Raw genomic sequence first — 15487 nt, 5'->3', positions numbered from 1 at the left:
TTTTTGTTACTATTGATAAGGATAGAAAAAATAAAGTAGTAGGGGAAATAAAATGAAAAAAACAATTGATCATATCGGCATCGCAGTTCGAGATATAGATAGTACGATACGTTTTTATGAAAATGTGTTACTAGGAACTTTAATAGATCGTTACGTAAGTGAAGCTCCTGGTGTGGAAAGCGAAGTAGCCATTCTTGAAGTGGATGGAGATAGAATTGAATTACTTGCACCGACGAATAATACGACGTCGCCAATTGCCAGATTCATCAAACAAAAAGGTAAAGGTGTACATCATGTTGCATATCGAGTAGATGATTTAGATGTAGCTTTAGAAGAGTTAAAGGAGCAAGGCATTCGAACGTTAGAGCATACACTTCGAATTAATAAACACGGCAGAAGATTAATTTATCTTAACCCAGCGGATACTGAAGGAACGATTATCGAGTATTGTGATTATCCGGAAGAGAAATAGAATAGGGATATTTTTTTAAAGGTGTTACGTAATAACGTAATACCTTTTTATTTATGTATTTCACATTTTCTTCACAAATGATTCACGATAACTTTTCTTCTTTGATAACTTACATAAATATATTTTATGATATAATAACAATCGACTTTAAAAATGTAAGTTGTATCTATCGTGATAGTTACTATCATATTAGAAGTTTAAAGGTGGAAGAGAAATAAAGAGTTATACTTTCTAGAAGTTTATATTTAATCAGGTTAATATTTCGCCGGAGAATCAAACTTCGGAAGTTAAAGTAATGAAAATAGAGCGATGAGGAAGAAAGAAGTGAAATGAGTGTGAAAGTAATGAGAAGATTAGGGACATGGTTATTACTTGCGTGTGTGCTTATCATATTGATACCGAAAAGTGCATCTGCTCATGCGTATGTTGTGAAATCAAACCCTACGGAAAATGAAACGTTGAAGAGAGCACCATCTGTTGTGAAAATTGAATTCGATGAGGACATACAAGTTTCACGTTTTAATACATTGTATGTGAGAGATACATCAGGTAAAAGAGTCGATTTAAAAGATGCTCATATTGATAAAAAAAATAAAAAACTATTAGAAGCCGGATTAAAAGAAAATCTCAAAAATGGTCTCTACTCTATTCAGTGGAAAGCTATTTCAGCTGATGGGCATCCAATTCAAGGGGTTATTCCATTCCGTATTGGATTAGCGGAAGCGGGAACAGACGATGTACAAGTGGAAGAGATGGGGTATGTCCCGCAAATCGATATGATTATGGAACGTGGAATTTTATATACAAGTTTCTCGCTATTTTTAGGAGTTCTCTTCTTTAATCTTATTATGTATAAAGGGAATGCAACCTCGGTTCGATCAAGGAGTAAGAACATAATATGGATCTCCTTATTTGGGATATTTATTAGCTTGTTATTCAACCTACCATTGCAAGCGAAAATAAATGCCGATGTTTCGTGGCTAGAAGCATTCAACCCTTTACTATTAAAAGAAACATTACAGCTTTCTGTTTTTGGTTATGTATGGATTACTCAAATGGTTCTCATTAGTACGCTTATAATTGTTACGTATTTTGCGGTGAAGCATGAGAAGTTTTCGTCGTTTAAAGTATGGAGTATTCCAATACTATTGTTTATAGGGTTACTTGTTATGAAGGCCTTTAATAGTCACGCATACGGTTTAAAGTTTAAAGACATTGCTGTCGTTATGGATTTTCTACATTTATTCGCAGCTTCATTATGGGCTGGTGGTTTATCATCTATTATTCTTCTTTTACGTAATGAGGATAACAAGTGGCATATGTATTGGGATATGATTAAGCGTTTTTCACCGTGGGCAACAGGTGCTGTCATCGTGATTTTAATAACAGGTCTTTTTAACAGTACATTTTTTATTCCAACAATCCACTCGTTATTTGATACGAAGTATGGATTGGCTTTATTAACAAAGATACTTTTATTCATTTTCATGGGGATATTGGGAATTATTCATTATGTGAAAGGGAGAATGCGAGCACAGCAAGGATTAGGAGCTACGGTGAAAGTAGAGTTTGTCATTGGAATTATCATTTTCGTAATCGTAGCTTTTATGACAAACGTACAAACACCACCGATGCCTCCTACTGGACCATTTACAGAGAGTAAGCAATTAGATAATGGATATGAACTTACGCTAAATGTAAGTCCGAATAAGGTAGGTCAAAATAAATTCCATATTACACTAAAGGATGAAAAGGGACAGCCTATTACTGATATGGAACAAATGATATTGACGACTCAATCATTAGATATGAACATGGGAAACGGTTCATTTAAAGTTTCAGTAGTTTCACCGGGAGAATATGAAGCAGAAGGTATGTATATTAACATGACAGGAAACTGGAATATACATGTTCATGGATTAACAAAATCTCTTGATAGTTTCGATACAGATTTTAAATTTATTGTCGGTGGCAGATAAAAAGAAGCTATGTATGAAAAGGAGCTAATAGAAAATGAAACGTATAAAAAAATTAGGAACAACAATGATCGCAACAATTATTGCAATGGGGATTTTTTCGTTACCTGTTAGTGCTCACGTAACTGTGAAACCAGCAATTTCAGATGTTAACTCTTGGGAGACTTATACGATAAAAGTACCAGTTGAAAAAAATATGGCAACGACAAAAGTCACGCTGAAAATACCAGCTGGCGTCGAGTTTCAACAGTATGAACCAGTGCCAGGATGGAAAGTGGAAGAGAAAAAAGATACAGATGGAAAAGTTAAAACTGTAGTATGGGAAGCAACAGGAGAAGGGATTTTACCTGGTCAGTTTCAACGATTTACTTTCGTCGCTAAAAATCCAAATAAGGAACAAAAAATAGCTTGGGACGCATATCAACAATATAAAGATGGAGAAATTGTTGAATGGACAGGTGATGAAAAAGCTGAAAAACCGCATTCACTTACTACAATTGCAAAAGGTACGTCATTAACAGGAGAACATGGTGAAGTGTCTAGTGTAGAAAAGAATGAAGGTACTAGTAATATGCAATTGATAGCAATTGTCTTATCTATTTTGGCGATAGTATCGTCGGTAAGTGCGTGTGTTTTTGTAGTACGTCGTAAAAAGTAAAACGTAAGAAAGAGCCTACAAACAGTAGGCTCTTTCCCATATTTATTTCACTTCAACTTGCTGCCTTACAACAAGTGTTTTCGGTTTTATATTTACAAAACAAATACTCACAACAATAAATAATAGTCCGATGAATAAGCTAATGGTAATAGCCTCATGTAAGAAAATTGAACTTACAATAATAGCTATTAGTGGAATGAGGAATGTATAAGCCCCAACTTTACTTGCTTCACCAGCTCCAACAAGTGTGAAGTATGCAAGCCACCCCATTGCAATAACGAAGAACGAAATAAAGAGAAGTACGCTAACAAATGGTATACTCCAAGCGATACTAGACCAGCTTTCAAACTCTGAACCAAATCCAATTAAGCAAAGGCCACCAATAATAAGCTGAAGTGTTACCATCCAAATGGCATTAACACGGTGACCAGTCTTCTTAATAAATACTGTGCCAAGTGCCCAGCCGATAGCGCATCCTAACGCGAGAAGGATTCCAATAATAGAAATATGTCCTGTTAAACTGCTAGAGCTAATAACACCTACACCAATAAATCCGAGAACAAGCCCGAAAATTTTCAAGCCGTACATTGATTCTTCAAGCCATATCCACGAGAAAATACCGAGTAAAACTGGTTGTAGAAATACAATGGCGGAAAATAACCCAGCAGGCATATATTGAAGGCCGACAGTTTGTAATCCGTAAAATATAATGATGTTAAGTAAAGAAGAAATAACGTATAAATGCCACGTTTCTTTTAAATGTAACTCTTTGTATTTCGGTAATGCGAACAGGAGTAAAATGAATCCTCCAATTAAAGTTCGAACGCCTGCAAATAAAACAGGTGGTGTATAATGCAGGGCAAACTTTGATAAAGGCCAATTGATTCCCCACATGAAAACGAGAAAGGTAAGGATTATGGCCGTCTTAGTTCGAGAAAGCTGTGTCACTGAAAGACCTCCTTGTTGTTATTCATTTCACTATGATATGATATCGACTGTAATAAATAAAATGAATCTTTTTTATGAGGAGTATAAGTGATTAGTTATGACCATTACACAACTGCAAGTATTAATAAAAACTGTTGAGTTAGGTAGTTTTACGAAAGCTGCCAGGGTATTAAATATGACGCAGCCAGCTGTTAGTCATGCGATTTCAAGTATTGAGTCAGAGTTAGGCGTTACTATTCTTATACGTGATAAACGAAAAGGGCTCCTCGTTACGGATGTAGGAAACAGGATTCTTGTACATATTAGAGAGATTTTGAACGGTGTAGAGAAGATTGAACAAGAAGTTGCGATGGAGAAAGGACACGAAGTTGGGACGATTCGAATTGGTAGTTTTCCGAGTGCTTCTGCACATTTCTTACCCAAAATGATAAACCTTTTTAAGGAGAAGTATCCGAAATTAGAAGTGGTTCTTTGTGAAGGAACGATTAAAGAAGTTGAAGATTGGTTAGTATCGAGGGTTATTGATATAGGAATTGTTATTTTGCCTAATAAAGATATGGAGATTGTTCCATTAACGAAGGGGAAAATGGTTGCTATCTTAAGAGAGGATCATCCTCTCTGTAAGAAGGACTCTATTACAATTAGTGATTTAGAGAATGAACCGATCATATTATGTAAGGGCGGATACGAACCACCTATTATTGATATGTTTAAACAAGCAAACGTACCACTTCGGGCTGAGTATGTAATTTCGACAGTTACTACAGCTTTAAATATGATTCAAGAAGGATTAGGCATTGCAATATTAGCTGAATTATCTTTAACGAATTTACCAAAAAATGTGCAAACGAGAGAATTGGAACCACAAGTATGGAGAGAAATTGCTTTAGCTGTTCCTTCATTAAAGGATTCTTCAATCGCTGTGCAGCTATTTATTGAAGAATTTCAATCGCTATTTGCAGAATAAAAAGAGGTGTCTCATATATCATAATGGGACACTTTTTAATTTACTTATAAAAAATCTATGAAAAGGATTGACTTATTTTTTAGTTGTAACTATAATGATTACATCAAGGTGGTGATTACGATGAAAATTAGTAGCCGCTTTTCCATAGCTGTTCATATTTTATCTATTTTGAAAAACAATCCATCTTCACTTTGTACTTCAGACTATATGGCTGAGAGTGTCAATACAAATCCAGTAGTCATTCGTAAAATCATGTCGTACTTGAAACAAGCTGGCTTTGTTTACGTAAATCGTGGACCGGGTGGCGCGGGATTACTAAAGGATTTACATGAAATCACATTGTTAGATGTGTATCATGCAGTGAACGTAGTCGAAGAAGACAAGCTATTTCATATTCACGCCCAACCGAATCCAGATTGTCCAATTGGGGCGAACATTCAAGCGGTGTTAGAAATTATTTTAATTCAAGCACAATCCGCGATGGAAGAAGTTTTGAGAAATATTACGATGGGGCAGTTGTTTGAAACTTTGCAAGAAAAAATGAATGCTTAAATAATATTTATATTTTTTTATCACTAATGTAACTGATTTGATTACAACAATAAAGGTAAGGTGTAAAAGTTATGACTGTAAAAATGAAAGTATACTCAGATTTTATATGTCCGTTTTGTTTTTTAGCAAAAGGTCCATTAGATGAGGTAGCGAAAGAGAAAGATGTAGAGATTGAATGGATGCCATTTGAATTACGTCCAAGTCCATATTCAAAAATAGATCCATGGAATGAACCAGAAAAATTAGGTTCATGGGATGCTTTCATTCTTCCGACAGCGAAGAAGTTAGGAATTGATATGCGCTTGCCACGTGTTTCACCACATCCATATACACATTTAGCTTTCGAAGGATGTCAATTTGCGAAAGAACGTGGACTAGGTAATGAGTATCATCACCGCGTATTCACAGCATTTTTCCAAGAAGAGCAAAACATTGAAGATATTGATGTGTTAACAAAATTAGCGGTAGAAGTAGGACTTCCTGAGGCGGAATTTAAAGATGCTTTAGTAACTCGTAAATATAAAGAAAAGCATCAAGAAGCAATTCAGCACGCATATGATGAAGCGAATATTATGGCTGTTCCAACTGTCATGATTGGAGATGAAGTCATTCAAGGGCTTGCTAGTAAAGAAACACTAGAAAGGGTCATTGATAAAGAAATTGAAAAGGATAAAACAAATTCATTTGAAGGTATGCAATGTAATACCGATGGATATTGCTAATTCGCTTGTTATGAAATAACAAAATAAATTATAAAACAAACATTTGGAGGAATTAAAATGTCAGCAACTACAACAAACTTAAAAGAAGCAATCGTGAACCGCCGTTCAATTCGTAAAGTAGCAAAAAACGATGCAATTACGAAAGAAAGAATTGAAGAAGTGTTAAAAACAGCTTTACACGCACCAACATCTTTCAATATGCAAAGTGGTCGTATGGTTGTATTAATGGATGGAGAGCATGAAAAGTTTTGGGATATCATTAAAGAAACACTAAGAGCACGCGTACCAGCAGAAAACTTTGAAGCGACTGTAGAAAGACTAAAAGGCTTCCATGCAGGTGTAGGAACAGTTCTATTCTTTGAAGATCAAGCAACTGTAGAAAAAATGCAAGAAAATGCCCCATTATACAAAGATCAGTTCCCATTCTGGTCTCATCAAGGAAATGCGATGTTACAACATACTGTGTGGATGCTATTATCGGCTGAAGGAATTGGTGCATCATTACAACATTACAACCCAATCGTAGATGCTGAAGTGAAAGAAACTTGGAACATTCCAGCAGAGTGGAGCTTAGTAGGTCAAATGCCATTTGGTGAACCAAACGAACAACCAGCAGAAAGAACGTTCTTGCCTACTGAAGATGTAGTGAAATTTTATTAAGAAATACAATATGTAACGAGAAGGAAGCTGTGCTTAAAAACAGCTTCCTTTTTGTAGTGGTGTTAATTTATGCGCATTTAGGGAAGAAATATAAGAAATAATACGGTGAGAAGGGAATTAGAAAAATGAATGATGAGAAAAAATATACAGTGGTAGGTACTGATGTTGAGGAAGTAAAGCGTTTAAATAAAAATTCAGGATTAACGTATAATCAAGTGAAAGAAATGTTAGCAAAGCAAATGCAAAAAAAGAAGTAATTAGATTGAAATCTTTCATTTTTTCATTTAGCATTTTGATTGGAGAGAGTTAAGTAAAAGGTAACTCTCTTTTTTGTATAGCTAAGCATCTTATAGAGTGGAGGAAGCAACATGAAGAAATGGGTAAAGGTAACGCTGTCTATCACTGGAGGCATTGTCTTATTAGCGTGTGCCGGCGGATATTACGTGTATAAAAATTATTTTCCAAAGGAACCTGAGCGTATTGTATATGATAAAGAAAGAGTGCTACAACCGATACATAATCAGCTTAAAGGAATCAATATAGAAAATGTAAAGATAAAAGAAAAAGAAGTCGTAAATGCGACTGTAGATGAGCTTCAAAAAATGATTGATGACGGAAAGTTGTCATATGAAGAATTAACGAGCATTTATCTCTTTAGAATACAAGAACATGATCAAAATGGAATAACATTAAATTCTGTTACAGAGATAAATCCTAATGCGATGGAAGAAGCAAGAAAGTTAGATCAAGAGCGGGGTAGAAACAAAAATTCGAATTTATATGGTATTCCTGTCGTTGTAAAAGATAATGTACAGACGGAAAAAGTGATGCCGACTAGTGCAGGAACTTATGTATTAAAAGATTGGATTGCAGATCAAGACGCAACAATTGTGAAGCAGTTGAAAGAAGAAGGAGCATTTGTTTTAGGAAAAGCGAATATGTCTGAGTGGGCGAACTATTTATCTTTTACAATGCCAAGCGGGTATAGCGGGAAGAAAGGACAAAATTTAAACCCGTACGGTCCGATTACATTCGATACTTCAGGATCAAGTTCAGGATCTGCTACAGTAGTTGCGGCAGATTTTGCGCCGCTTGCAATTGGAACAGAAACGACGGGATCGATTGTTGCACCAGCGGCGCAGCAATCAGTAGTTGGGTTACGTCCATCTTTAGGTATGGTAAGTAGAACAGGAATTATTCCATTAGCTGAAACTCTTGATACAGCAGGACCTATAGCAAGAACAGTAAAAGATGCAGCAACGTTATTTAATGCAATGATAGGTTATGACGAAAAAGATGTTATGACAGAAAAAATGAAAGATAAAGAAAGAATTAATTATACAAAGGATTTATCAATAGATGGATTAAAAGGGAAAAAGATAGGGCTTCTTTTTTCTGTAGACCAACAAGATGAAAATAGAAAAACAGTAGCAGAAAAAATAAAAAAAGACCTTCAAGATGCAGGTGCAATATTGACTGATTATATTCAGTTAAACAATGGGGGTGTAGATAATTTGCAAACTTTAGAATATGAGTTCAAGCATAATGTAAACGACTATCTTTCACAGCAAAAGAATGTACCGGTAAAATCGTTAGAAGAGATTTTAGCGTTTAATAAAAAGGATAGTAAAAGACGAATAAAGTACGGACAAACATTAATTGAGGGGTCTGAAAAATCTGCTATAACGAAAGAAGAGTTCGAAAACGTAGTACAAACGAGTCAAGCAAATGCAAAAAAAGAGCTAGATAGGTATTTAGTAGAACAAGGTTTGGATGCTCTAGTTATGATTAATAACGATGAAGTTCTTCTATCAGCTGTAGCTGGTTATCCGGAATTAGCGGTTCCTGCTGGATATGATAAAAATGGAGAACCAATCGGTGTAGTGTTTGTAGGGAAACAGTTTGGTGAAAGAGAGCTTTTCAATATGGGATATGCGTATGAACAGCAGTCTAAAAATAGAAAATCACCTAGTTTATAAAAAGATTATATGAAAAATAACTGGAGTCCACCGAAATATGTTGGTGGATTCCAGTTAAACGAATCTAACAATATGAAAAGAAAAAAAGGATTCTTCTTAATTAGTAAGAAAGATTGTCTATAGGAGTTCATAAAATGTAATATATTCAATTTCCATCCATTGAAGGGGGAGGTTAATTTTTAATGAATGAAGTAAAGAGTTTTTTTCGAAGTAGAGGGTTTCAACGGTTTCTCGTTTTAATAATAGTAGCGCTTGTATTATATGCATTAAAAAGTATGATCAATTTAATATTAATTACGTTTATACTGACGTTTTTAATGGATCGATTTCAACGTTTTATTTCAAGAAAATTGAAAGTAAACCGGAAAATTGTTATTGCATGTTTGTATATAATACTAGTTTCCTTTATAGGCACAACGTTATATAAATATTTACCTGTGCTGACGATACAAATTTCACAATTAATTTATCAATTTAAACTGTTTTTTCAAAATCCACCTGATAATGAAATCGTTAAATATGTACTTTCGACAATTAATGGGATGGAAGTATCAAAATATATAGAACAAGGTGTAGATGTCATATATCAATCAATAGCAAATATAGGGAAGGTAAGTTTACAAATATTATTATCTCTAATTTTAAGCTTATTTTTCTTATTAGAAAAAGAGCGTATTATTACATTTACATCTAAGTTTAAAGATAGTAAGTTAAAAATCTTTTATGAGGAAATTGCATATTTTGGTGAAAGATTTGCAAGATCGTTCGGAAAAGTAATTGAAGCTCAGTTTTTAATTGCCGTTGTAAATTGTATTCTTACTGTCATTGCATTAATTGTTTTAGGATTTCCACAGCTACTTGTATTAGCTGTTATGGTTTTCTTACTAGGGTTGATTCCTGTTGCAGGTGTGATTATTTCTTTGTTTCCACTTTGTATCATTGCTTACAACGTAGGCGGAGTTATGTACGTAGTATACATACTTGTGTTCATAACAGTAATCCACGCTCTTGAAAGTTATTTTTTAAATCCGAAGTTTATGTCTGCAAAAACAAATTTACCAATCTTTTATACATTTATGATTCTCATCTTCTCAGAGCATTTCCTCGGAATATGGGGGCTTATTATCGGGATACCAATCTTTATCTTTTTATTAGATGTACTTGATATAAATAATGAGGATGCGACTAAAAAATAAGAAATGATAGAAAATCATTAAAAGGTCATAGGGGATAATTAAGATAAAAAAGCAATCCAAAATAAATTGGATTGCTTTTTTATCTTAATTAAAGAACCGGAGCCATTGTTTCTTTTAATACTTGAACAGAGTGATCGACTTTTAATTCTTCTTCTATGATAGAAAATCATTAAAAGGTCATAGGGGATAATTAAGATAAAAAAGCAATCCAAAATATTGCTTTTTTATCTTAATTAAAGAACCGGAGCCATTGTTTCTTTTAATACTTGAACAGAGTGATCGAATTTTAATTCTTCTTCTTCACTTAATTCAACCTCTAAAATTTCACGAACACCGCCGCGATTTAAAACAGCAGGCACCCCGATATAAACATCTTTTTGACCATATTGACCTTCTAAGTAAGCTGATACAGTTAATACACTATTTTCGTCGTTTAAAATTGCTTTTGTAACACGTAGAAGTGACATACCGATACCATAATAAGTTGCGCCTTTACGCTCAATAATATGGTAAGCTGCATCACGGACGTTTATGAAAATTTTGTCTAAATCTTCTTGATTATACGTGTTGTCTTTTTCAAGCAGTGTTTGTAGTTTTTGGATACCAACGGAAACATGACTCCAAACAGGAAGTTCAGTATCGCCGTGTTCTCCGATAATATAAGCGTGAATGTTGTGTGGACCAATATCGAAGTACTCACCTAACATATAGCGGAAACGAGCAGAATCAAGCGTTGTACCAGAACCGATTACACGTTCTTTCGGTAAACCAGATTCTTTCCAAGTTACGTAAGTTAAAATATCTACAGGGTTTGTTGCGATTAAGAAGATGCCATCAAATCCGCTATCCATAATACTGCGAACGATTTGTTTAAAGATTTTAGCGTTTTTCTCAACTACATCTAAACGTGTTTCGCCTGGCTTTTGTGGTAATCCAGCTGTAATAACTACAAGGTCAGCATCTTTACAATCTTCGTAGCTGCCTTTCCATACTCTAGTTGGAGCTGGTGCGAATGGAACAGCATGACTTAAATCCATTGCTTCCCCTTCAGCTTTTGCCTCATTTACATCGACTAAAACAAATTCTTCAGCTACGGCTTGGTTAATCATACAGTAAGCATAACTACATCCAACTGCTCCTGTTCCTACTAATACAACACGGTTAATACCTTTTTTCATTTCAAAATTCCTCGCAATTTCATTGATTTTATTATGTAAGATAATACGTCTTACTTCTATAGAGTCATATCTAGTTTATTACATTTTATAAAAGATATTCAAGTATTTGAAAATGTATCCGTGCAAATCCGCGAACAAAACATAGGAATTCAGTGAACCGAATATAATTCAGTAAAATCCTTTGTAAAAGGGGAAATGGTATGGGGAACCCATTAACAATGGAAGAAATGCTTCATATTATTCATGCAGGGCTTGTTAAAAAGAATAACCCAAAACGGATTACGATTGCAGGTGCAGGGATTTCTGGATTAGTTGCAGGTTCTTTATTAAAAGAGGCTGGGCACGAAGTAACGATTATAGAAGCAAATAACAGAATAGGTGGCAGAGTGTATACGATTCGGGAACCATTTAGTGTGGGTTTATATTTTAATGCGGGACCGATGAGAATCCCTGACACCCATAAGTTAACCTTAGCGTATATTCATAAATTTAAACTACCTTTAAACCTTTTTATAAATAAAACTTTTGCAGATATCATTTATACGAATAACATTCAAACGAGATTGAATGTGTTTGAAAATGATCCAAGTGTACTTGAATATCCGGTTTTGGATAAAGAAAAAGGAAAAACGGCAGAAGAGCTAATGATTGAAGTATTAGAACCAATACTAAATTATATTAAGAAGGATCCTGATAAAAACTGGCTTATCGTTGAAAAAAAGTATAAAACGTATTCGCTTGGTTCATTTTTAATGGAGTATTATTCAGATGGTGCAATAGATATGATTGGGGTACTTCTTGATATGGAAGCTTATATGGGAATGTCCTTAATTGAAGTATTACGTGAAATAATTTTCTTTACTTCAACAACGAAATATTATGAAATAACTGGTGGAATGGATAAGTTATCGAATGCATTCTTACCACAATTAAGGGAACATATTTTAATGCAGTATAAGGTTGATAAAATTATACAAGAAGATAATAAAGTAATGTTACAAGGAAATCATGAACAAACGTTAGAGCAATTTACAATAACAAGTGATTTTGCTATTATTACAATTCCATTTTCAGCGTTAAGATTTGTAGAAGTTCAGCCATACTATTTATTCTCTTATTTTAAAAAAAGAGCAATTCGTGAATTAAATTATATTGCTGCAACTAAAATTGCAATAGAGTTTAAAAGTAGATTTTGGGAGAAAGCGGGACAGTGTGGAGGTAAATCTATTACTGATTTACCGATACGGTTTACATACTATCCGAGTTATGGCATTCATACTCCAGGACCAGCTATCGTTATAGCAAGTTATACGTGGGCAGATGAGGCGTTAACATGGGATAGTCTCCCGCAAAGAGATCGTATTCGTTACGCATTAAAAAATTTAGCGGAAATATACGGTGACATCGTCTATAGTGAGTTTGTCACTGGAACATCTTTTAGCTGGAGTAAAAATCCGTATTCTTGCGGTGCATTTACAGCTTTCGAACCAGGCCAAGAGCTCGAGTTATTTCCGTATATTACACCACCATCTGGAAAAGTACACTTTGCAGGAGAGCATACGACATTAACACATGGGTGGATGCAAGGGGCAATTGAGTCTGGAGTTAGAGTTGCATATGAAGTAAATGAACAGTGAATCTCTTATATTTACAAATGGTCATTCTTTTAATAAAATGATAAATATAAATCGTAATTATTACGCTTTGAATACATTTGAAGTAAAGAAATGGATGGTCGGTTGAATGAATAAAGTGGAGATTCATATATTAGGTGGTTTTTTAGGTAGTGGAAAATCAACATTATTACAAAATTTATTGTTAGCAGAGAAAAAGAAGAATAGAAAAGTTGCAGTATTAATGAATGAAATTGGTGAATACTCGGTAGATACAGATATTATTGGAAAAGAGAATGTTTTAAGAGAACTTCTTAAAGGATGTATTTGTTGTACGTTAAAAGAAGAGCTTGAAATACAATTACATTCGTTATACCAACAAGAAAGACCAGATGTAATTTATATAGAAACGACAGGTGTTGCGCATCCAATTGAAGTGTTAGACGCGTGTGTCTCGCCAATTTTAGCTCCTTTTCTGGAAGTGAAATCAATTGTAGTCGTTTTAGATGCAGTAAGGTGGTTAAACCGAAGTATATTAAGTGCAAATGTACAACAGCTATTGCATGAGCAACTTAAATTTGGTAGTCACATTCTTGTTAATAAAGCAGATTTACTAACAGATGAAGATAAGAACACAGTATTTGAAGAAGTAAAGGCAATAAATGATCATGCGAAAATGTATGAGACAAAGTATTGTAATATATCTTTAAAAGATATAGAAGAAGCAGAATTTCCAAATGATGAGGAACATGAGACACTACATGTCAAACAGCATTTACATATACAAACGATGACATATCAATTTACGAAACCGATTGATCAAGACAAATTATATGAATGGCTTTCGAATTTACCAGATAGTATTTATCGAGTGAAAGGTTTTGTGAAATTCCGTGGAGATAAATACCCTCACCTATTCCAATATTCGTTCGGAGTACCAACTTTATTAGAACAAGACTTCGGTTTCCCGACAAACTTAGTAGTAATAGGAGAAGGACTAGATAAGAAACAATTGGCTGAAGGGTTAGAGAAAGTAGAACTTAACTCTAATTAAGGGGAAAAGACTAACTTAAAAATAAGTTAGTCTTTTTGTATGGTCATTGCTGAAATGAAACAGTATTTTCAATTGGATTGCAGAATATATATTGATTGTATGTCCGTTTCCATTACATAGGAAGGTGATTATATATTTGTGCCGAATGTAGAGGGTACTACAAGAGTTTTCCATTATCTATCGAATTAGTTAGTCATGATTACGGACAGGGGATTTTGGCGTGTTTGATTCTATCAGAAAGTAAAGTATGGGGAGGATCACAATGTCGATGAAAAAACGTAAGTGGCTAAAGACAATGTTTACTGGTTGTGTTTTAGGTTCGTTATTAATAACGGCAGCTTGTTCAGGAAAGAAAACAAGTACAGAGGATGAAAAAACGATTAAGGTAGGAGTCCTTGCTTCTTTAACAGGACCGCTAGAATCGTATGGAAAACAAACAGTGAACGGATTTGAATTAGGGTTAGATTATGCAACTGGTGGAACTGGGAAAGTAGATGGGAAAAAGATTAAGTTTGTTGTAGAAGATACAGAAACGAAAGCGGATGTAGCAGTTAAAAAAGCTACGAAGTTATTAGAAGAAGAGAAAGTTGATTTTTTAGTTGGATCGTCTAGTTCAAGTGATACGTTAGCGGTTTTACCACTGGCTGAAGAATATGAAAAGATTATGGTTGTAGAACCGGCAGTTGCGGATAGTATTACCGGGAAGAACTGGAATAAATATATTTTTAGAACTGGAAGAAGTTCCTCACAAGATGCGATTGCAGGAGCAGCAGCAATTGCGAAAAAAGATGTAAAGATTGCGACATTTGCCCCAGATAACGCTTTTGGTCGTGAAGGGATTGCTGCATTTAAAGCGGGTGCGAAAAAATTAGGTGCGAACATTGTGAATGAGCAATACGCGGATACAAATTCAACAGATTTTACAGCGAATATTCAAAATATCATTAGTTCAAAACCAGATTATTTATTTATCGTTTGGGCAGGGGCAAATTCACCTTGGAAACAGTTGAAAGATATGAATGTGGAAGCGCAAGGTATTAAAATTTCTACAGGTGCGCCAGATATACCAGCATTAAAAACAATGGATGCATTAGTAGGTATGCAAGGTTTTTCTGTATATTATCACACACTTCCAAAAAATAAAGTGAATGATTGGCTAGTTGAAGAGCATAAAAAACGTTTTAATGGTGCAGTGCCAGATTTGTTTACAGCGGGAGGAATGTCAGCAGCAATTTCTATTGTAGAAGCCTTAAAGAAAACAAAAGGTGATACAGATGTAGATACCTTGATTAAGAAAATGGAAGGAATGGAATTTGATACACCGAAAGGAAAGATGAAGTTTAGAGAGAAGGACCACCAAGCCATGCAGATACTGTATTCTATCACATTGAAAAAGCAAGACGGTGTTGATTATCCGGTGCCAGTGTTAGAGCGAGAATTAACGATGAAAGAAACAGAACCACCAGTTCAAAATAAATAGACTGAATTTTCTGTTGTTTTTGTATAAAGAGG

Annotated in this window: 15 protein-coding genes; 13 read left to right on the top strand and 2 right to left on the bottom strand. The window is 34.6% G+C overall.

What is annotated here, in order from left to right:
• Positions 1 to 52 precede the first annotated feature (52 nt).
• The 3 genes from DN400_RS05740 (at position 53) to DN400_RS05730 (ending at position 3106) form a co-directional block, all read left to right on the top strand.
• Positions 53 to 472: a VOC family protein gene (locus DN400_RS05740; protein ID WP_000750850.1), complete on the top strand. Its 420-nt coding sequence runs from the start codon at positions 53 to 55 to the stop codon at positions 470 to 472.
• Between the two features lie 329 nt (positions 473 to 801).
• On the top strand, positions 802 to 2451 hold the full coding sequence (locus tag DN400_RS05735; RefSeq protein WP_071714429.1) for a copper resistance CopC/CopD family protein: 1650 nt from the start codon (positions 802 to 804) through the stop codon (positions 2449 to 2451).
• A gap of 34 nt (positions 2452 to 2485) precedes the next feature.
• A complete protein-coding gene (locus DN400_RS05730) occupies positions 2486 to 3106 on the top strand; it encodes a YcnI family copper-binding membrane protein (RefSeq protein ID WP_071714428.1) in 621 nt (206 codons plus the stop codon).
• Between the two features lie 42 nt (positions 3107 to 3148).
• On the opposite strand, the gene DN400_RS05725 is transcribed toward DN400_RS05730, so the two are convergent.
• Complete coding sequence (locus DN400_RS05725; protein WP_071714427.1) at positions 3149 to 4054, bottom strand: DMT family transporter; 906 nt, start codon at positions 4052 to 4054, stop codon at positions 3149 to 3151.
• Positions 4055 to 4151: 97 nt separating this feature from the next.
• Here DN400_RS05725 and DN400_RS05720 point away from each other — a divergent pair, with 97 nt between their 5' ends.
• The 7 genes from DN400_RS05720 (at position 4152) to DN400_RS05695 (ending at position 10130) form a co-directional block, all read left to right on the top strand.
• Positions 4152 to 5021 carry a LysR family transcriptional regulator gene (locus DN400_RS05720; RefSeq protein ID WP_000156771.1) on the top strand — a complete coding sequence of 290 codons (870 nt, stop codon included), beginning with the start codon at positions 4152 to 4154 and terminating at the stop codon, positions 5019 to 5021.
• Between the two features lie 120 nt (positions 5022 to 5141).
• Complete coding sequence (locus DN400_RS05715) at positions 5142 to 5573, top strand: Rrf2 family transcriptional regulator (RefSeq protein WP_071714426.1); 432 nt, start codon at positions 5142 to 5144, stop codon at positions 5571 to 5573.
• 71 nt (positions 5574 to 5644) lie between these two features.
• Positions 5645 to 6295, top strand: coding sequence for a DsbA family oxidoreductase (locus DN400_RS05710; RefSeq protein WP_000216673.1), 651 nt, complete (start codon positions 5645 to 5647; stop codon positions 6293 to 6295).
• Positions 6296 to 6352: 57 nt separating this feature from the next.
• The gene (locus DN400_RS05705; protein WP_071714425.1) at positions 6353 to 6955 is read left to right on the top strand and encodes a nitroreductase family protein; all 603 of its coding nucleotides are present in this window, start codon (positions 6353 to 6355) and stop codon (positions 6953 to 6955) included.
• 125 nt (positions 6956 to 7080) lie between these two features.
• Positions 7081 to 7212 (top strand): hypothetical protein, encoded by a 132-nt coding sequence (locus DN400_RS29775; protein WP_000997344.1) that lies wholly within the window; start codon positions 7081 to 7083, stop codon positions 7210 to 7212.
• A gap of 111 nt (positions 7213 to 7323) precedes the next feature.
• Positions 7324 to 8934 (top strand): amidase family protein, encoded by a 1611-nt coding sequence (locus tag DN400_RS05700; protein WP_098237060.1) that lies wholly within the window; start codon positions 7324 to 7326, stop codon positions 8932 to 8934.
• 182 nt (positions 8935 to 9116) lie between these two features.
• Complete coding sequence (locus tag DN400_RS05695; RefSeq protein ID WP_001006602.1) at positions 9117 to 10130, top strand: AI-2E family transporter; 1014 nt, start codon at positions 9117 to 9119, stop codon at positions 10128 to 10130.
• A 233-nt stretch (positions 10131 to 10363) separates the two neighbouring features.
• Here the strand turns inward: DN400_RS05695 and DN400_RS05690 are convergent, their stop codons facing one another.
• Positions 10364 to 11308 (bottom strand): L-lactate dehydrogenase, encoded by a 945-nt coding sequence (locus DN400_RS05690; protein ID WP_147801572.1) that lies wholly within the window; start codon positions 11306 to 11308, stop codon positions 10364 to 10366.
• A gap of 200 nt (positions 11309 to 11508) precedes the next feature.
• On the opposite strand from DN400_RS05690, the gene DN400_RS05685 reads away from it, so the two are divergent.
• The 3 genes from DN400_RS05685 (at position 11509) to DN400_RS05670 (ending at position 15455) form a co-directional block, all read left to right on the top strand.
• Positions 11509 to 12945: a flavin monoamine oxidase family protein gene (locus DN400_RS05685; protein ID WP_098255539.1), complete on the top strand. Its 1437-nt coding sequence runs from the start codon at positions 11509 to 11511 to the stop codon at positions 12943 to 12945.
• A 106-nt stretch (positions 12946 to 13051) separates the two neighbouring features.
• Entirely contained in the window at positions 13052 to 13975 is a 924-nt protein-coding gene (locus DN400_RS05675; protein WP_001044941.1) for a CobW family GTP-binding protein, read from the top strand.
• Positions 13976 to 14237: 262 nt separating this feature from the next.
• Positions 14238 to 15455 (top strand): substrate-binding domain-containing protein, encoded by a 1218-nt coding sequence (locus DN400_RS05670; protein WP_000061994.1) that lies wholly within the window; start codon positions 14238 to 14240, stop codon positions 15453 to 15455.
• The last annotated feature ends 32 nt before the right edge of the window (positions 15456 to 15487 follow it).

This window comes from Bacillus sp. AR8-1 (assembly GCF_008042345.1).
In the GTDB taxonomy this organism is placed as follows: Bacteria; Bacillota; Bacilli; order Bacillales; family Bacillaceae_G; genus Bacillus_A; species Bacillus_A cereus.
This window is presented reverse-complemented; position numbering and strand designations above follow the sequence as displayed.

Coding starts and splice junctions, on each gene's coding strand:
- DN400_RS05740 (WP_000750850.1), top strand. CDS start 53: ATGAAAAAAACAATTGATCATATCGGCATCGCAGTTCGAGATATAGAT.
- DN400_RS05735 (WP_071714429.1), top strand. CDS start 802: ATGAGTGTGAAAGTAATGAGAAGATTAGGGACATGGTTATTACTTGCG.
- DN400_RS05730 (WP_071714428.1), top strand. CDS start 2,486: ATGAAACGTATAAAAAAATTAGGAACAACAATGATCGCAACAATTATT.
- DN400_RS05720 (WP_000156771.1), top strand. CDS start 4,152: ATGACCATTACACAACTGCAAGTATTAATAAAAACTGTTGAGTTAGGT.
- DN400_RS05715 (WP_071714426.1), top strand. CDS start 5,142: ATGAAAATTAGTAGCCGCTTTTCCATAGCTGTTCATATTTTATCTATT.
- DN400_RS05710 (WP_000216673.1), top strand. CDS start 5,645: ATGACTGTAAAAATGAAAGTATACTCAGATTTTATATGTCCGTTTTGT.
- DN400_RS05705 (WP_071714425.1), top strand. CDS start 6,353: ATGTCAGCAACTACAACAAACTTAAAAGAAGCAATCGTGAACCGCCGT.
- DN400_RS29775 (WP_000997344.1), top strand. CDS start 7,081: ATGAATGATGAGAAAAAATATACAGTGGTAGGTACTGATGTTGAGGAA.
- DN400_RS05700 (WP_098237060.1), top strand. CDS start 7,324: ATGAAGAAATGGGTAAAGGTAACGCTGTCTATCACTGGAGGCATTGTC.
- DN400_RS05695 (WP_001006602.1), top strand. CDS start 9,117: ATGAATGAAGTAAAGAGTTTTTTTCGAAGTAGAGGGTTTCAACGGTTT.
- DN400_RS05690 (WP_147801572.1), bottom strand. CDS start 11,308: ATGAAAAAAGGTATTAACCGTGTTGTATTAGTAGGAACAGGAGCAGTT.
- DN400_RS05685 (WP_098255539.1), top strand. CDS start 11,509: ATGGGGAACCCATTAACAATGGAAGAAATGCTTCATATTATTCATGCA.
- DN400_RS05675 (WP_001044941.1), top strand. CDS start 13,052: ATGAATAAAGTGGAGATTCATATATTAGGTGGTTTTTTAGGTAGTGGA.
- DN400_RS05670 (WP_000061994.1), top strand. CDS start 14,238: ATGTCGATGAAAAAACGTAAGTGGCTAAAGACAATGTTTACTGGTTGT.